Source organism: Pectinatus sottacetonis (assembly GCF_015732155.1).
GTDB lineage: Bacteria > Bacillota > Negativicutes > Selenomonadales > Selenomonadaceae > Pectinatus > Pectinatus sottacetonis.
In genome coordinates, this window is sequence record NZ_WIQK01000001.1 from 1,326,266 (window position 1) to 1,342,806 (window position 16,541).

At 35.3% G+C, this 16,541-nt stretch carries 15 protein-coding genes; 9 read left to right on the top strand and 6 right to left on the bottom strand.

Annotation, left to right across the window (positions count from 1 at the left end; all coding sequences use genetic code 11):
- Positions 1–38: 38 nt before the first annotated feature.
- From I6760_RS06115 to I6760_RS06135, 5 genes are all read right to left on the bottom strand, one after another.
- Complete coding sequence (locus I6760_RS06115) at positions 39–1,223, bottom strand: D-alanyl-D-alanine carboxypeptidase family protein (RefSeq protein WP_196593615.1); 1,185 nt, start codon at positions 1,221–1,223, stop codon at positions 39–41.
- A gap of 19 nt (positions 1,224–1,242) precedes the next feature.
- Positions 1,243–1,680 (bottom strand): PaaI family thioesterase, encoded by a 438-nt coding sequence (locus I6760_RS06120; RefSeq protein ID WP_196593616.1) that lies wholly within the window; start codon positions 1,678–1,680, stop codon positions 1,243–1,245.
- A 356-nt stretch (positions 1,681–2,036) separates the two neighbouring features.
- Positions 2,037–3,401, bottom strand: a complete 1,365-nt coding sequence (locus I6760_RS06125) for an NAD(P)-dependent oxidoreductase (protein ID WP_231036122.1) — start codon at positions 3,399–3,401, stop codon at positions 2,037–2,039.
- 52 nt (positions 3,402–3,453) lie between these two features.
- On the bottom strand, positions 3,454–5,022 hold the full coding sequence (locus I6760_RS06130) for a sensor histidine kinase (RefSeq protein WP_196593617.1): 1,569 nt from the start codon (positions 5,020–5,022) through the stop codon (positions 3,454–3,456).
- Positions 4,991–5,692, bottom strand: coding sequence for a response regulator transcription factor (locus tag I6760_RS06135; protein ID WP_196593618.1), 702 nt, complete (start codon positions 5,690–5,692; stop codon positions 4,991–4,993). The genes I6760_RS06130 and I6760_RS06135 overlap by 32 nt, the downstream gene beginning before the upstream one ends.
- A 306-nt stretch (positions 5,693–5,998) precedes the next feature.
- Between I6760_RS06135 and I6760_RS06140 the strand changes: the two genes are divergently transcribed.
- From I6760_RS06140 to I6760_RS06150, 3 genes are all read left to right on the top strand, one after another.
- Positions 5,999–6,376: a hypothetical protein gene (locus I6760_RS06140; RefSeq protein ID WP_196593619.1), complete on the top strand. Its 378-nt coding sequence runs from the start codon at positions 5,999–6,001 to the stop codon at positions 6,374–6,376.
- Between the two features lie 119 nt (positions 6,377–6,495).
- The gene (trxA, locus tag I6760_RS06145) at positions 6,496–6,828 is read left to right on the top strand and encodes a thioredoxin (protein ID WP_196593620.1); all 333 of its coding nucleotides are present in this window, start codon (positions 6,496–6,498) and stop codon (positions 6,826–6,828) included.
- Positions 6,829–6,832: 4 nt separating this feature from the next.
- The gene (locus tag I6760_RS06150) at positions 6,833–7,765 is read left to right on the top strand and encodes an NAD(P)/FAD-dependent oxidoreductase (protein ID WP_196593621.1); all 933 of its coding nucleotides are present in this window, start codon (positions 6,833–6,835) and stop codon (positions 7,763–7,765) included.
- Positions 7,766–7,834: 69 nt separating this feature from the next.
- On the opposite strand, the gene I6760_RS06155 is transcribed toward I6760_RS06150, so the two are convergent.
- Positions 7,835–9,013: a MalY/PatB family protein gene (locus I6760_RS06155; RefSeq protein WP_196593622.1), complete on the bottom strand. Its 1,179-nt coding sequence runs from the start codon at positions 9,011–9,013 to the stop codon at positions 7,835–7,837.
- Positions 9,014–9,519: 506 nt separating this feature from the next.
- Between I6760_RS06155 and I6760_RS06160 the strand changes: the two genes are divergently transcribed.
- The 6 genes from I6760_RS06160 (at position 9,520) to cydD (ending at position 16,541) form a co-directional block, all read left to right on the top strand.
- Positions 9,520–9,783 carry an HPr family phosphocarrier protein gene (locus tag I6760_RS06160; protein ID WP_196593623.1) on the top strand — a complete coding sequence of 88 codons (264 nt, stop codon included), beginning with the start codon at positions 9,520–9,522 and terminating at the stop codon, positions 9,781–9,783.
- A 33-nt stretch (positions 9,784–9,816) separates the two neighbouring features.
- The gene (gene ptsP / locus I6760_RS06165) at positions 9,817–11,547 is read left to right on the top strand and encodes a phosphoenolpyruvate--protein phosphotransferase (protein WP_196593624.1); all 1,731 of its coding nucleotides are present in this window, start codon (positions 9,817–9,819) and stop codon (positions 11,545–11,547) included.
- A gap of 11 nt (positions 11,548–11,558) precedes the next feature.
- Positions 11,559–11,939: a hypothetical protein gene (locus I6760_RS06170; RefSeq protein ID WP_196593625.1), complete on the top strand. Its 381-nt coding sequence runs from the start codon at positions 11,559–11,561 to the stop codon at positions 11,937–11,939.
- A gap of 465 nt (positions 11,940–12,404) precedes the next feature.
- Complete coding sequence (locus I6760_RS06175; protein ID WP_196593626.1) at positions 12,405–13,760, top strand: cytochrome ubiquinol oxidase subunit I; 1,356 nt, start codon at positions 12,405–12,407, stop codon at positions 13,758–13,760.
- Positions 13,760–14,770: a cytochrome d ubiquinol oxidase subunit II gene (gene cydB / locus I6760_RS06180; RefSeq protein ID WP_196593627.1), complete on the top strand. Its 1,011-nt coding sequence runs from the start codon at positions 13,760–13,762 to the stop codon at positions 14,768–14,770. The genes I6760_RS06175 and cydB overlap by 1 nt, the downstream gene beginning before the upstream one ends.
- A gap of 58 nt (positions 14,771–14,828) precedes the next feature.
- Positions 14,829–16,541 (top strand): thiol reductant ABC exporter subunit CydD, encoded by a 1,713-nt coding sequence (gene cydD / locus I6760_RS06185; RefSeq protein ID WP_196593628.1) that lies wholly within the window; start codon positions 14,829–14,831, stop codon positions 16,539–16,541.

Sequence of the window (16,541 nt, forward strand, 5' to 3'; positions counted from 1 at the left end):
TTACTGTATTATATTTATAAAAGTAGCAGCGGGATTAATCATACCATAAAAAAACTTGTTAAATGATCATATAAATTATAACAGAGTGATTTGAAGCTAAACCCTTTATTACTTGAACTGTCAGCAACAACAGGAACTTCTTCTACTTTTTTGCTGTTATAAAATATATCTATTGAACCAACTTTTTCGCCTGTTTTAATAGGAGCTGTTAAATAACGTGGTATGTTTACCTTGATAAAATAATCTTTGTTATTTTGACCATTAATTATAGGATAATCTATATCATGGGTGGGGGATACATTTATAGATGCTGTTTCACCATCATGGATATGTATAGCTTTTACAAGTTCTCCTTTTTTATAAGCAGATTTCATATAGACTTGTTGAAAACCGTAATTGAGCAGCTCTTTGGCTTCAGAAAAACGATCTAAACCATCATTTGTATGCATGACAATGGCAATGAGGGTAACACCATTGCGCGTGGCAGAAGCAGCAAGACAGCCACCAGCTTCATCGGTATAGCCTGTCTTGATGCCATCTGCATAGGGGTATGTCCAGAGTAAATGATTAGTATTGTCAAAAGTAACCGTTTTATTAGGATATATCCAATGTACAGCCTTTTCTTTGGCGGCAACTATTTTGCGAAAATCTTCGTTGCGATAACAATAGGCTGCGATTTTTGCCATGTCACGTGCTGTTGAATAATGGCTAGGATTAGGAAGACCATTAGGATTTGCGAAATGTGTGTGCGTTGCGCCTATTTCCATAGCTTTTTTGTTCATTAAATTAGTAAAAGCAGGGATACTGCCGCTTACAGCATCTGCTATAGCAACAGCAGCATCATTACCGGAAACGAGCATCATTCCCTGACGTAATTGGCTCATTAGCATAATATCGCCTTTTTCCAAATATAAAGACGAACCGTCGACATTAGCAGCTTCATTAGATATATGCACGATATCATCTGGGCGGGTCATTTCCAAAGATAATATTGCAGTCATCATTTTGGTCATGCTGGCAGGATATTCTTGAGCATCAGCATTTTTTTCAAATATTACACGGCCTGTTGAAGCTTCAATCAAAATAGCGGAATGAGCAGTAAGTCCATATTGGGGCGGAGCATTAAAATTAAACTGCTGTGCGGATGTATTTTGTGCAAATACAGAAGACACAGATGATAGAGAAAATATTATGGTGAAAATCAGGTATTGTAAAAATCGCACAAAGATCCCCCTTTATTTTTTATTTTTGAAATTCGCCTAAGACAAACATTGTAGCACGGCTTTTACAGCATAATCTATCAGTGTTATCTGAAATAGCACATTCAACAACGATAGTTTGCTTACCATTATGTATTACCTGAGTTTTGGCTGTTATTGTATCACCCTGGGGAACTGCTTTCAGCATATTTATATTAAAATCTAGTGTTACAACGCGTTTATTAAGCCGCAGGCAGGCGGCACCTATAGCTGTATCAGCAAGAGACATCATGACACCGCCATGGGCAATATTATATACATTTGTATGGCAGTGCTTTATATCAAGTTTAGTAACGGTTGTATTATCATCAACTTTATCACTGATTATTCCTAAATTTTTGGTAAAAGTATTATCATTATAGAATGATTTTATTGCTTCATTCAGGGTACAGTCATCCAAATGAAGATTAGATCTTATCATATTTGAGCCATTCCTTTCACAGTAGGTAAAGAACAATTATTTGTTCTGAATCATTAAAATAATTTTACGGTAGAAAATAATATATAAGACGCGAGAACAATATTATTTCTATATTTTTAAAGCATTAAGTTTCTGGAGATATTATATAACAGCAATAAAGTATCATCACTCACGTAAGTGCAGGAGATACTTTATTATCATTATCTTAGACAAAAGTAAATTTTTGGGAAAAACTAGGCGATATATTGATTTTTTTTAATCCTGCTGCTATTTAAAAATATTTTAATATTATACACCTTTGCAGTATAAACCTCAATCCAAAAAAGGTTTAAAAAAATGTAAAAATTTGTAATAAATCAGTCGGTCATTTTTAAGCCACATTTTTCCATGAGTTTTTTTGCTTCTACATATTGAGCTATTCCCCTTGCTGCCATTTTAGCGTCTTTCATTGCTCTTACAACAGTAGCGGGGCCATTGACAACATCGCCACCGGAAAATACGCCGCTGCGCATAGTCATGCCATAAGGAATATCGCGTGTTTTTACATAGCCGTTTTCATCGACTTCAATGCCGCGTGTGGAGCCTATTATCCGACTGGCAGGCCGTTGTCCAATGGCAATTATTACTTTGTTGGCAGGAATTGTAGTTATTTTTTCCGTTATTATGAGATTTTTGTCTTTTCCAGGATCATGTATTATATTACAACGTAAACCAGTAACAAAATATTTGCCGATTAATTCGAGCGGGTTGAGCAGTGAAAGAAATTTTATGCCTTCTGATTGTGCTGATTTTACTTCGGACTCAAGAGCGGCTATTTCATTGGTACGGGCTCTGTTGATTACTGTTACAGTTTTAGCTTTGCAGCGAATAGCGGTGCGGGCAGCATCTATAGCAGTGTTTCCGGCACCAATTATTACGACATTATCATTAGCATGAATGGGGACTTCGCGTGAAGCAATACTTTTCTGCTTGGCAAGGGCGACCATTTGTAAGAAATAAGTCGCCTGGATAACTCCTGGAAGTCTTATGCCGGGAAGAGGCAAAAACTTTGATAAAGCGTTGCCGGTTCCAATGAAAATAGCATCAAATCCCTCTTCAAAAAGCATATCAAGTGTAAGCTTAGTACCAATCATTGTATTGAGCCTAAATTCAACGCCCAAATTAGCTATTTTTTTTACTTCGCGCCGTACCACTTGTTTAGGAAGCCTGAATTCAGGAATCCCGTACATTAATACTCCGCCTGCTTCATGCTGGGCATCAAAAACTGTTACACTAAAGCCCATTTTACTCAAATCACCGGCTACGGTAAGCCCGGCAGGACCGGATCCAATAACAGCAATTCTACCGGGGACTTTTTTCTTGATTACTATAGGAGTCAGGGATAACTCTCCATCCATGTCAGCAATAAATCGCTCAATTTTACCGATTTTTATACCTTTACCACGCTTGTTTAAAATACAGGAACCCTCGCATTGTTTTTCATGGGGACATACCCTGCCGCACACTGCGGGTAAGTTGCTGTGATGGGCTATTATGGCACTGGCAGCACCCAAATTACCTTTGGCCATTTCAGCAATAAAATCAGGTATTTCATTTTCAATAGGACAGCCAGTACGGCACAGGGGTTTAACACAATGCAGACAGCGCTTTGCTTCAATGACTGCTTCACGCAGGGTAAAACCGGCTGGATCGTAGTCAATGAACCTTTCTAATTCTTTCAAACTAATTCTCCTTTGTAAACTTCCTAAAAACTAAATCCATTTATTATAAATATTATACCCTTTTAATATTAGTGAAAGCAAAAGTAAAAGTGGTTCCTTTATCTAAAATACTGTCTACTTTTATAGTAATGTCATGTCTTTCTGCTATATGTTTAGCTATAGCCAGACCAAGTCCAGTTCCCTTTTTGTTGCGTTCGTTATTTACTTTATGGAACCGATCGAAAATATGGGTGAGTATTTGCGGTGATATACCACAGCCATTATCAGCTATTTGCAGGTAAGCAATGCTGTCTTTATCATAAAGATGGATTTTTATTTCATTATTCTGCTGGGAAAATTTTATTGCATTGTCCAAAACGATCATTAGCATTTGTCGCAAACGTCCATAGTCACCAAGAAATTTTACAGGAGGAATTTCTATATTTGTCTTGAGCTGTATCTGTTTTGCGGCAGCAAATGGACGCATTGATCTTGCAGCGTCATTTACAAGATCGTTTAAAATAAATTTTGACATTTCTATTTTAAAATCGGGATTTTGCAATTTGGATAATTCTAGCATGTCATTTACCAGGCGCTCAAGATATATAGTTTCATTGAGCATCTGTTGATGGTATTCTTTTTGTTTTGTTTCATCTTTTATTACTCCGCTGGTAAGCGCTTCAAGTGAGGCACGCAGTACCGTAACAGGCGTTCTAAGTTCATGAGATACATTAGCAGTAAAAATACGGCGAGCCTTATCAAGGCGGCCGCTTTCCTGAGCCGCTTTATCAAGCCTTATAGCCATCTGGTCGAGAGAATCAGCTAAATCACCTATTTCATCAGATTGATTAATATTAGTCTTGCTATTATAATTGCCATCAGCAATAGAAAGGGCAAGTTTCTTCATTTTACGCAGTGGTTCTGTACAGTAATAAGAAAGAAATAATGAAGCTGGCAATGAAATGAGCATGGCAAATAAGGAGCTTATTATTAAAAGTTTTATGGCATAAAAAATAGAACTATTTAGTTGATTGATAGGCGCATGCATGAGAACTGCACCTACGAATTTACCGTTAGAATCTTTTATGGGGGCAGCTGCTGTGGTAGAAGGTGTGCCCAAAACGCTGCTAAAACTGTTGGCGACGACAATGTTACCTTTTAAAGCTTTATTGATAACCTGAACACCTCCGGGGGGAAGTTCATTATATTGCACAGAATGATGAAAATGATTGTTACTTATCAGGAACTGTCGATTATTGTTTATTATCCATATATCACACTTATCCATATTATTGAGAAGCTTTATATAATAACCGAGTGCCTTATAGTAGGGAATTGTAGGATCCATAGAAGGGGGTATCCGCATATCTTGTCCCATCATATCCATGTGATGATGGTGTATACGTAGATAAGGAGGTGGTTCTTTTTCTGGGACATCGTTTTGCAGAAAAAGACTAATTGTATTAGAAATGGTTACAACTTTTTCTTTTAAATCATTTCTGTGCAGTTCAATGGTTTGCTTATTAAAGAAAAAATAAAAAAAGCTGTTTATTATAAGCATAAAAATGAGTAAAACCACAGAAAAAAAGGCAAATAATTTATATACAATTTTAATTTTCATCTTCGGTTTCGGCGGTTTCAAATTTATATCCCACTCCCCATACTGTTTTTATCATTTTACCATAAATACTTTTAGTATTTAACTTTGCCCGTAGACGTTTTATATGGGAGTCGACTGTTCTGGTATCACCGAAATAGTCATATCCCCAAATACTGTCTAAGAGATTATCACGGGAGAAAACTTTACCATAATTTGAAGCTAGAAGCCATAAAAGTTCAATTTCTTTTTTAGTCAGAGAAACATCTTTTTCATCAATTGTAACAGCATAACTATCTAGATCAATGACCATAGTATCATATTTTAATATATGTTTTTTATCTGATGAAGTAGTATCCATACGGCGCAGTACGGCTCGTACTCTGGCCATTACTTCCGCGGGAGAAAAGGGCTTTACAATATAATCATCAGCGCCAATGTCAAGTCCCATGATGCGTTCAAAATCTTCACCGCGAGCTGTTATCATTATTACAGGAACATTAGAACTCTTACGAATCTCACGGCATACGGCAAAGCCGTCTTTTTTGGGCATCATTATATCGAGTAGAATTATGTCAAGTTTTTCTTTGTCAAATATAGCAGTAGCAGCCATTCCATCTTCTGCAAAAAATACATTAAAACCTTCCTGTCTGGCATATTCGCCCAAAACAACGGCTATTTGTTCATTATCTTCCGCAATGAGCATGTTTTTCATAATATATTCCTTTCTCTATTACAGGTATGATTATTTGTATAAAAATTTAACGAATGCGTTATAGTAATTTTATGTTATAAATAAGATAACTTTACTAAAATAATATCAGATAAATTTGTTTTTTTTATGATATGAGATAAAATTATTTCTTTGTATAACCTAGTAATTGTAAATAAAAGGTAATAGCTTTTGCCATAATTTTGTCATATTTTATTGTTAAACTTTAAATATTAGTCGGATTGACTTGGAAAATTAAATAGTGCAGGAACAATTTAAGAATTTTATGAAAGAGAGAATAATATAATAATGGGAAATAAACTTATAATATCGCTTACAGTTGCTGTTGCTATAGCTATGGCATCTATTACAGCTTTCGCGGCTACGGCAGCAGAGACAAGAACAGCAGAAATTGCAGCAACCCTGACCAATAGGAGTATTGATAGTGTATTACGGGAAAGCTATAGTCAGCATAAAACTTTTGCCCAGATTGCTGATGAAGCAGGGAAGCTGGATGATTTTAAAAAGCAGGTTTCTTTTGTGCAGGATAATACGTTAAAACAGCATAGTTCCAGCCGAATAAATAAGAAACAGGAAAAAGGTATGCTGGAAAAATTAGCTGCTGACTATAAAGAATCAGCACAAACAAATTTTGCTATATACAGTAGTGCTAATGAGAATAAATAATGCTTATCGGGAATGATTATTTATAAATAAAAAGACTTAAAAACACGTGACAATTTATAGTTTATAAACTATAATATAAGCAGTAAGAGATATGATATATAAGATAGGAGGAATCTGTTATGGCTATAATTCATGCAGATAAACAACTTTTTGATAAAATGGTGGCTGAAAAGAAAACTTTTTTGGCAGATTTTTTTGCAACTTGGTGTGGTCCTTGTAAGATGCTGGGACGTGTTTTTGAATCAATAGATAAAAAATCTGAGGTAAATATAGATATTGTAAAAATAGATATTGATAAGGAACCGGAACTTGCACAGAAATATAATGTGTCAGTAGTGCCGACACTCTATTTTATTGCTAATGGTGAATCAGTGGAAACTATGAGCGGATTTGTTCCAGAAGAAGCTTTGGTAGGTAAATTAAAGAGTTTAGCAGAAAAAAATGCTGAGTGATACTATGACAGAAAATAAGAACCTATATGATATTGTTATAATTGGCGGCGGACCAGCAGGCATGACCGCAGCTGTTTATGCAAGCAGGGCAGGTTTTAAAGCAGTAGTATTGGAAGCTGATGCTCCAGGAGGAAAACTGGTCAAGACATTTTCTATTGAAAACTGGCCGGGGATGAAATCTGTCAATGGTGCAGACTTAGCATGGTCGATGTATGAACAGACAACAGCGCTTTGTCCTGATTTTGTATTTACTAAAGTGGTTGATATAAAAAATGATGGTAGGATAAAAACTGTCTTCTGCGCAGATGGTAAGACATATCAAGGGTATGTTGTCATAATTGCATCAGGAACAATCGAACGTCTTATGAATATTCCGGGAGAGCAGGAAGCTATTGGCAAGGGCATAAGTTTTTGTGCTGTTTGTGATTCAGCTTTTTATAAGGATAAGGATGTAATTGTAGTTGGTGGAGGTAACTCTGCACTTGAAGAATCAGTTTATTTGTCACGAGTAGTCAGAAGGGTAACTATTATTATCCGCCGTGATGTATTCAGGGCTGATGATGTCATACAAAAAAAAGTTTTAGCAAATGATAAAATAGAAATAATAAGGAATAAATTACCGCAGGAAGTTTTGCTTAAAGATGGGCGGGCTGCTGGACTGTCTGTAAAGGATGCTAAGACAGGTAAGTTACAGAATGTTTATGCGGATGGTATATTTCCTTATATTGGCAATGATCCCATAACTGGATTTGTTAAAAATCTGGGGATTACAGATGAACGAGGCTATATTATAGTTAATGAAAACATGGCAACTAAAGTCAGAGGAATCTATGGAGCCGGCGATGTTTGTCAGAAGTTTCTGCGGCAGATTGTAACTGCTGTAAGTGATGGAGCTATTGCGGTTCAGGCTGCGGAAAAATATTTAGATGAAATTTAAAAATAACGAACAATAGGGACACCGTGAGATAATTAATTATTGTCTCACGGTGTTTTTACTGCACGAAATTCAGCAGTTCTTTAATACGTTTGTCAGTCTTATTAAAGCATTTTCTAGTACATTGGAGGGGCAGGCTAAATTTATTCGTTCAAAATTTATTCCTTCTCTGCCAAACATATAGCCATTATCAGAAAATAAAAAAGCTTTTTTATTCATAAGTATTTCCCGGTTCTTATAAGTTAAACCAAGTCCGCTGCAATCCCACCATTGAAGGTAGGTTCCCTCCATATCAATAACTTTTATCTGAGGTAGATTTTTCTTTATATAATCTTCAGATAATTTTTTATTGTGAACAATGAGAGTGATAAATTCATCCAGCCAGTTACTGCATTTTGTATATGCAGTCTCGCAAGCTTTATATCCTAGTATATTTAAAGCGCCATAACCTGCCTGTAAGGCAGTATTCATAAATTTGTGGCGCAGCGCGTGATTTTTTATTATTATATTTGAAACCTGTATACCCGCAATATTAAAAGTTTTGCTGGGAGCAGTACAGGTGATGCAATTATTAGCAATAGTGTCGTTTAAAGATGCCAATGCAGTATGTTCATGTCCAGGCATTATTATGTCAGAGTGTATTTCGTCAGAAATCATGAGAACATTTTTTTGAAGACATATATCAGCAATTTTTAGCAGTTCTTTTTTATTCCATACTCTGCCTACAGGATTGTGTGGATTGCATAAAATCAACAAATTATTATTATTGTCATGTGCTGCTTTGGCTAATGTATCGAAATCTATTTGATAATGAGTATTTTTATAGATTAAAGGGACGGATATGAGTTTACGTTCATTTTTTTCAACAGCTCGGAAAAATGGATAGTAAACAGGAGTCATGACAATGACTCCATCACCTTTTTTAGTAAAAGCGCGGACTGCGTTGAATAATGCTGGGACAACTCCGGGAGAGGGGAGAATCCAGTCAGCTTTTATCGGCCATGCATGATGGTCTTTCATCCACATACTTACAGCACGAAAATAGTTTTCTGTAGGCATACTGTATCCTAAAAAGCTGTGAGAGATAAATTCCTGTAAGGAGGCAATTATTTCTGGTGCAACAGGTAGTTCCATATCAGCAATGGAAAAGGGAAGAATATTATCAGGGACAGCAGGATTATTTTTTTTCATATTCAGCCATTTAACGGAGCCGAGAGCTGTTCTATCGGGAACTGTAGAGAAATCATACATAAGCACACCTTCTTTATAAAAAATTTTAACAGATACAAATAGTTAATATACTATTATTAGTGTACTATTTTTGGCTTATTTTTTCCAATAAATTTATATTTTATGGGAAAAAGCAGAGAAAAAAGAATAAAAGCTATAATTAAATTTTAGTAAAATGGAAATTATAAACAAGTATAATTATGTTTATTTATATATCTATAATTGATTATAAAAGAAATTAATTGTTACTGATAAGAGCTGTATTTTCATTGCTAATGAAAATACTAAAAATTACATATAGATATATTTATATGTAATTTTGCTCTTAAAATATACTCAAACAGCCTCAAAAAATATGATTTGTAAGTAATAATAAGACGAAAATGATAAATGGGCATGATATATGTTAAATAATTATATATTTTATGTAAATTTTTACTGGTAATTTTTCTTTGTATTCGGTATAATTTAAAGAGTGCAGTATAGCTGCTATAATTAATTTTTTTTGATAAAAGGGGATATAATTCATGGAAAAAACACTAACTATTGAAAACAAAACAGGTTTACATGCTCGTCCTGCATCAATGTTTGTTCAAACAGCAAATAAATTTAAAGCAAAAATTAAATTAACAGCCAAAGGGAAAAGTGTTGACGCTAAAAGTATTCTTATGATTATGAGTCTGGGACTTCAGCAGGGTACAGATGTAACTGTAAGTGCTGAAGGTGAAGATGCACAGGCTGCTATTACAGCGTTAACAGACCTTGTAAAATCTAAATTTGGCGAAGAATAATATTCATTCATAAAGCCCCAGGGAGGTCTATTGATGTCAGTAAAATTACGCGGTAAAGGCGTTATTGCCGGTATTGCTATAGCAAAAGCTATAACTCTTGAACAGGATTTAGATAAATATATTAATTTGTATACACCGGGAAATGCCGAAGCTGAAATAAGCAAGGTAAAAAAAGCTATTAATGAAGTCGCAGATATGCTTGCTGAGAATGTGAAAAATCTCAAAAGTAAGGGAATGGCAGAACAAGCAGGAATTATGGAAGCACATCGTATTATGGTGCAGGACCCAATGCTTGAAGATAATGCCGTGGGTAAAGCAGGTGAATTAAAGTCTGCACCTAAAGCAGTTTTGGCAGCATCTGAAGAGTCAGCTGCGATTTTTGAAAATATGGATGATGCTTATTTTCGTGAACGGGCCGTTGATATTCGCGACGTAGGTAAAAGAGTTGTCCGTCAAATTTTGGGGCTTAAAGGACCGGATGTTGGTAATGAACCGGTTATTTTATGCGGTCATGAAATAGAACCATCTGTTATTGCAAATATTCCTACTGAGCAAATTGCCGGTGTACTGTTAGGGCAGGGCAGTACAACTTGCCATGCAGTTATTATTGCGAAAGCTCGTGCAATTCCGACTGTTGTCGGACTTGAAGTGAATCTTAAGGATATAAAAAATGGTGATCGGTTAATTATTAACGGAGAAACTGGAGAAGTATATGTAAATCCTACAGATGAGCTTATCAAATCTTTTAATGAACATATTAAGGAACAAAATAGACTAAAGCAGCATTACGCAGAACTTACTTCATTGCCGGCAGAAACAACTGATGGTCATAAAGTTATGCTGGTTGCTAATATAAGCACACATCTTGATGTTGAAGCTGCAGTTACTAATTTCGGTGCTGAGGGTGTCGGCCTTTTTCGTTCAGAATTTTTATTTATGGGCAGGAGCGAAGCCCCGGATGAAGAAACTCAATTTCAGGCATATAAGGATGCCGTAGAAAAATGTAAGGGTCATTTATGTGTTATTCGCACAATGGATATTGGCGGGGATAAGCCGCTTCCTTATCTTAATATTCCTAAGGAAGAAAATCCTTTCCTTGGCTGGCGCGCACTTCGTATCTGCCTGGCCCGTCGTGATATTTTTATGCCGCAGGTAAAGGCTATACTGCGTGCAGGTGTTTATGGCAAGGCAGCAATGATGCTTCCTATGGTAATAAGACTTAGTGAAGTTGATAAAGTTAAGGAAATAATAAAAGAAGCTAAGGGACTACTTTCACAGGAAAATAAAGCATATTCTGATAATGTTCAGCTGGGTATTATGGTGGAAACACCGGCTGCTGCTGTTATGACACCTATATTTGCTAAACATGTTGATTTCTTCAGCATTGGTACAAATGATCTTATTCAGTATACACTGGCAGTAGACCGTGTCAATAGTAATGTAAGCTATTTATATGATCCGTTTAATCCGGGTGTACTTGCTCTTATTAAGCGTACTATTGATTCCGCGAACAAGAATAAAATTTGGGCAGGAATGTGTGGCGAAATGGCCAGTGATCCATATGCGGCTATTATTCTCATGGCTATGGGAATTACAGAACTTTCAATGAGTGCACCGTCAATTCCGCGAGTTAAAGAATTGATAAGAAGTGTAAGCATAGCAGATGCTAAAAAAGCTATGAATAAAGTTATGGAAATGGAACATGCATCAGATATTAAAGAATATTTGCATGAAAAATTCGGTAATATAAGTAGTAAAAAATAATCGGCATAAATATGAATGATGAAAAAATTAAGGCAGTATATGGAAAAGAGCAAAATATAAAAATAGATATTATGCATATGATTAATGAGGGAAAAGATCCTTATGGGATAATCCTTTATATAGCCGAATATCTGGAAAAAAAATCTGGTGAAAGCGGATATGCAGATAATATACGTGAATGTATACATGCGGTTTATGGTGTGGGACTAGATGAGCAAAAACCCTTGTCTGAGGAACTTTCTGAGGTACAGGAAAGATGCAATAAACTAGAAAAATCATTGACGGAAGTTAGTAGTGACGATGTAAAGAAACGAATTAAATTTGCTATTGAACATCATAAAAAGCTTGCTGCTTTTTTAGAAAAAAAAATAAAAAAAGCTAATGGAATTTGATATATGCCTTAAAAAGGATAATATTAATTTCATTTTAATAGTATGCGGTGAAATTATTTTGACTTTACATCGAGAGATTTTACCACGGATTTTATATTATTCCATAAAGTAGTAATACTATTATGGCAGGGAACTGCTGTACGAACGGCATTGATCTCATAAATATACAGTTATTTAGTTACTTATTCGTCTTTTAAGAGATGGGCAGAGGACGGAATATTGTATTTTATAAGGGAAGATGTTTATGTGCAGCAGTTCATTTTTTTAAGAAAAAATTCAGTTATAAAGTAAAATTATATAAATTTTATATAATATACAGCCGGATTCTATTAATAAGTCTTTTCATATGAGAAAAAGCATAGTATTAGTTAAGATTATTAATTAATAATGGATTGCATTTTTTTCGATAAAAATTTATACTATATAATAAGAATCATATTTTGACTTACATAGGGAGGATACAAAATGGATGTTATTACTTTATCGCGATTACAATTTGCGATAACAACTATTTATCATTATTTATTTATTCCGATATCCTTAGGATTGTCAATTTTGGTTGCTATATTGTCAACAATATATTTAAAAAATGGTAATATGGCATATAAGCGGCTGGCAAAATTGTTTGGTAAATTATTTATTGTTTCTTTTGCTATGGGTGTTGTTACAGGCATAGTACAGGAATTCCATTTTGGAATGAATTGGTCTGAATATTCCAGATTTATGGGGGATATTTTTGGTGCACCCTTAGCTCTTGAAGCTTTGACCGCATTTTTTTTAGAATCAGTATTTTTGGGAGTTTGGATTTTCGGGGAAAATCGGTTACCGAAAAAAATTCATTGTCTGTCTATATGGTTAGTTGCATTTGGTAGTAATTTATCTTCTTATTGGATTTTGGTAGCTAATTCTTTTATGCAACATCCCGTAGGTTATGTTATTAATAATGGACGTGCAGAAATGACTAATTTTTTGGCGCTATTAACCAATCCATATGTATATGGACAGTTTGCCCACGTTTTAACTTCGGGAATAACAACAGCAGGTATTTTAGTAGTATCAGTAAGTGCTTATAAGCTGTTGTGCGGAGAAAATGTAGAAATATTTAAAAAGGGAATTAAGATAGGTGCTATATATGCAGTAATAGGACTTTTTGCTGTTATGGGGACGGGACATCTACATACTCAATATATAGGTCATAATCAACCGATGAAGCTGGCATCTATGGAAGCTTTATGGAATAATGCTGATCCGGCACCCTTTACTCTTTATGCAACAATAGATACAAAAAAACAGAAAAATACAAATGTGATAGAAGTACCATATGCATTGTCGTTTATGCTTAACAATAAACCATCTGGTGAAGTTAAGGGAATTAAGGCACTACAGCTTCAGGACCAGAAAAAATACGGCTATTATAATTATATACCAAATGTGGAATTATTATTTTGGAGTTTTCGCATAATGCTGGGATTAGGTATGCTTATGCTGGCTATGATGCTTATAACATTATATTTGGTTTGGAAAAAACGTTTGAGTGAGTATAATACCAGATGGTTGAGGCTCTTGGTATGGAGTATAGTTTTGCCATTTATAACCAATACTGTAGGATGGTATATAGCCGAAGGAGGACGGCAGCCGTGGATGGTTGAAGGTTTGCAAAAAGTTGCTGATGCGGTATCTCAGAATATTACTTCTACAGAAGTGTGGATATCATTGATCGGATTTACTGTTGTATATGCACTACTGGCGGTAGCTGCTATTTTTGTTTCGGTCAGGATTATTAAAAAGGATGTTACTGCTGAAGAAGGGGGCGGTTTATAATGGACTTGCAATTGGTGTGGTTTATTCTTATTGTAGTATTATTTACTGGTTTCTTTTTTCTGGAGGGATTTGATTACGGCGTAGGTATTTTACTGCCTTTTGCTGCTAAAAATGATATAGAACGACGTATGTTTATAAATAGTATTGGGCCTGTGTGGGATGGCAATGAAGTATGGATGATAACTGCTGGTGGGGCAATGTTTGCAGCATTTCCTCATGTTTATGCAACTATGTTCAGTATGTTTTACATGGCCTTGTTTTTGATGCTTTTGGGACTTATTGTACGTGGTGTTGCTTTTGAATTTCGTGGACAATATAATAGTTCATCCTGGCGTAGTTTATGGGATTATATGATATTCATAGGCAGTATTCTGCCAGCTTTTTTATGGGGCGTAGCTGTGACCAATCTTATGAAAGGGTTCATGATAAACAGTGATAAAATATACATGGGAACTTTTTGGGATTTATTGTCAATATATACTATAATCGGCGGAATAACTTTCGCATTGGTATTTGCTTTTCATGGTGTGACATATTTATCGTTAAAATTAGATAAAAAGTCTGTTGTTATGCCAAGACTTCGCTTAGTAGGAACATGTCTGGGAGGAACAGCTGCTATTTTTTATCTTATTTGTATGGCATTTACTTATACCAATACTGATATGTATAAATCATCGTTATCCCTGGGACTAATGCTGTTTGCGGCTATAGTATTTGTTTTGGCTGTTATTGCCCGGAGGCAGAATAGTTGTGGCTGGGCTTTTATTGGCAGTTCTTTGGCTATAGCACTCACAACAGCAGGAGTTTTTGTAGGATTGTTCCCGAGAATTTTGATATCAACGATGAATCCAGCATGGAGCTTGACTATTACTAATGCATCATCTTCTCCATATACACTTTCCATAATGACTGTAGCGGCAGTTATTTTTGTGCCGATAGTGCTTATATATCAGATATGGGTATATTGGATTTTCCGGAAGCGCATAACAGCTAAGGATTTAGAGTATTAATGAATAAAACTGAGAAGATATGTATATATTTTAAGGGATGCAATAGGGAATATAATAGATGATTGATAAAAATTTATTGAAGGAATTACAGCCTTATAAAGGAAAAATATATAATATTATTGTCTTAGATATAATTGGGGCAGCAACTATTATTGGCCGCTGTTATAGCTTGGCATATATTATCAATAGAATGTTATTTTCACGGTTAGATTTAAAAACAGCAGAGCCGTATCTGGCCCTGCTGTTTTTCTGTTTTATGATGGAGGCTGTACTTAATTTATGGGTACGATTTATTACACATGGGATATCTGTTGATATTAGAAAAAAATTGCGTTTTAAGATTATAGATAAATTGGCAGAGTTTGATTTTATGTCACAGGTATATAAAATGGATATTTTACAAACAGCATCAACGGGAATAGATTCTTTTGATGCGTATTTTTCCCGATTTCTGCCACAGTTGCTTGTAACAGTACTGGTTCCATTGTTTATTATTCCTACAGCTTTTTATAATGACTGGATATCCGGTTTGATATTTTTGGTTACATTACCGCTTATTCCTTTTTTTATGATGCTCATAGGGAAGAAAGCTCAGTTGGAAAATAAGAAGCAATGGTCAGCACTAACACAGCTAAGTGCTGTTTTTATGGAATTGCTGTCAGGGATTGCTGTTATTAAGATGTATAATCAAGCAGAAAATCAGTTGAAAAAAATAGTTAAAACTGGCAGTGAATTTTCTCAGGCAGTATTGAAAGTTTTGCGTATTGCATTTTTGTCAGCATTTTTTTTGGAACTTACAGCTACTTTAAGTATTGCTATTATAGCAGTAAATATAGGGCTAAGGCTTTTATATGGACAGGCTCATTTTTTGCCGGTTTTTTTCATTTTACTCATGGCACCGGAATTTTATAAGGCACTGCGGCAGACTGGAAGTATGTTCCATGATGCTATGGGAGCACTTACTAATGCAGATAAAATTTATGCTATAGTTAATGCTTCAGTGGAAATAGGGCTTGGACATAAAATACCCTGCATCCCAAAACCACCTGAAATCGTTTTAGAAAAAATTGATTTTCAGTATGATGCTGCGAGAGAAAAAGCTCTATGTGATGTAAATATTACTTTTGCCGCAGGAAAAATTACTAGTTTAGTAGGGAATAGTGGAGCAGGTAAGTCAACAATATTTTCGTTGTTGCTAAAATTTATAGCTCCTTGTAGCGGCAGTATTTTGGTTGATGGGATAAATTTAGACTCACTGGAATCAGTTGCATGGCGGAAAAATATAGCTTATGTACCCCAACAGGCTCATATTTTCAGTGCAAGTGTCAGAGAAAATATCTGTATGGGTAAGAACTATTCTGACAGTGCTGTAAAAAACGCCATAAAAGAAGCTGGAATGACTGATTTTGTGAAAAATCTGTCGGCAGGGATAAATACGATTATTGGCAATGGAGGAATTGGTTTGAGTTATGGGCAGGCAAGGCGTATAGCTTTAGCAAGGGTATTCATGTCTGATGCATCAATATTGCTGCTTGATGAACCAATGGAAGGATTAGACTTAGCGACGGAGGAAGTTGTACAGCGTGGCATTAACATATTGGCAGAACATAAAACTGTTATAATCATTGCACATAGACTAGAATCAATAAAAAATTCTGATCAGATATATGTTCTGTCGCAAGGACAGATCATTGAAAGTGGCAGCCATGAAAATTTATTGAAGCAGAAAGGCCTTTATTATAAAATGATGGAAAGTACGGAGGCATTTTGA

Coding starts and splice junctions, on each gene's coding strand:
- trxA (WP_196593620.1), top strand. CDS start 6,496: ATGGCTATAATTCATGCAGATAAACAACTTTTTGATAAAATGGTGGCT.
- I6760_RS06160 (WP_196593623.1), top strand. CDS start 9,520: ATGGAAAAAACACTAACTATTGAAAACAAAACAGGTTTACATGCTCGT.
- cydD (WP_196593628.1), top strand. CDS start 14,829: ATGATTGATAAAAATTTATTGAAGGAATTACAGCCTTATAAAGGAAAA.
- I6760_RS06135 (WP_196593618.1), bottom strand. CDS start 5,692: ATGAAAAACATGCTCATTGCGGAAGATAATGAACAAATAGCCGTTGTT.
- I6760_RS06120 (WP_196593616.1), bottom strand. CDS start 1,680: ATGATAAGATCTAATCTTCATTTGGATGACTGTACCCTGAATGAAGCA.
- I6760_RS06155 (WP_196593622.1), bottom strand. CDS start 9,013: ATGTATGATTTCTCTACAGTTCCCGATAGAACAGCTCTCGGCTCCGTT.
- cydB (WP_196593627.1), top strand. CDS start 13,760: ATGGACTTGCAATTGGTGTGGTTTATTCTTATTGTAGTATTATTTACT.
- ptsP (WP_196593624.1), top strand. CDS start 9,817: ATGTCAGTAAAATTACGCGGTAAAGGCGTTATTGCCGGTATTGCTATA.
- I6760_RS06140 (WP_196593619.1), top strand. CDS start 5,999: ATGGGAAATAAACTTATAATATCGCTTACAGTTGCTGTTGCTATAGCT.
- I6760_RS06175 (WP_196593626.1), top strand. CDS start 12,405: ATGGATGTTATTACTTTATCGCGATTACAATTTGCGATAACAACTATT.
- I6760_RS06170 (WP_196593625.1), top strand. CDS start 11,559: ATGAATGATGAAAAAATTAAGGCAGTATATGGAAAAGAGCAAAATATA.
- I6760_RS06150 (WP_196593621.1), top strand. CDS start 6,833: ATGACAGAAAATAAGAACCTATATGATATTGTTATAATTGGCGGCGGA.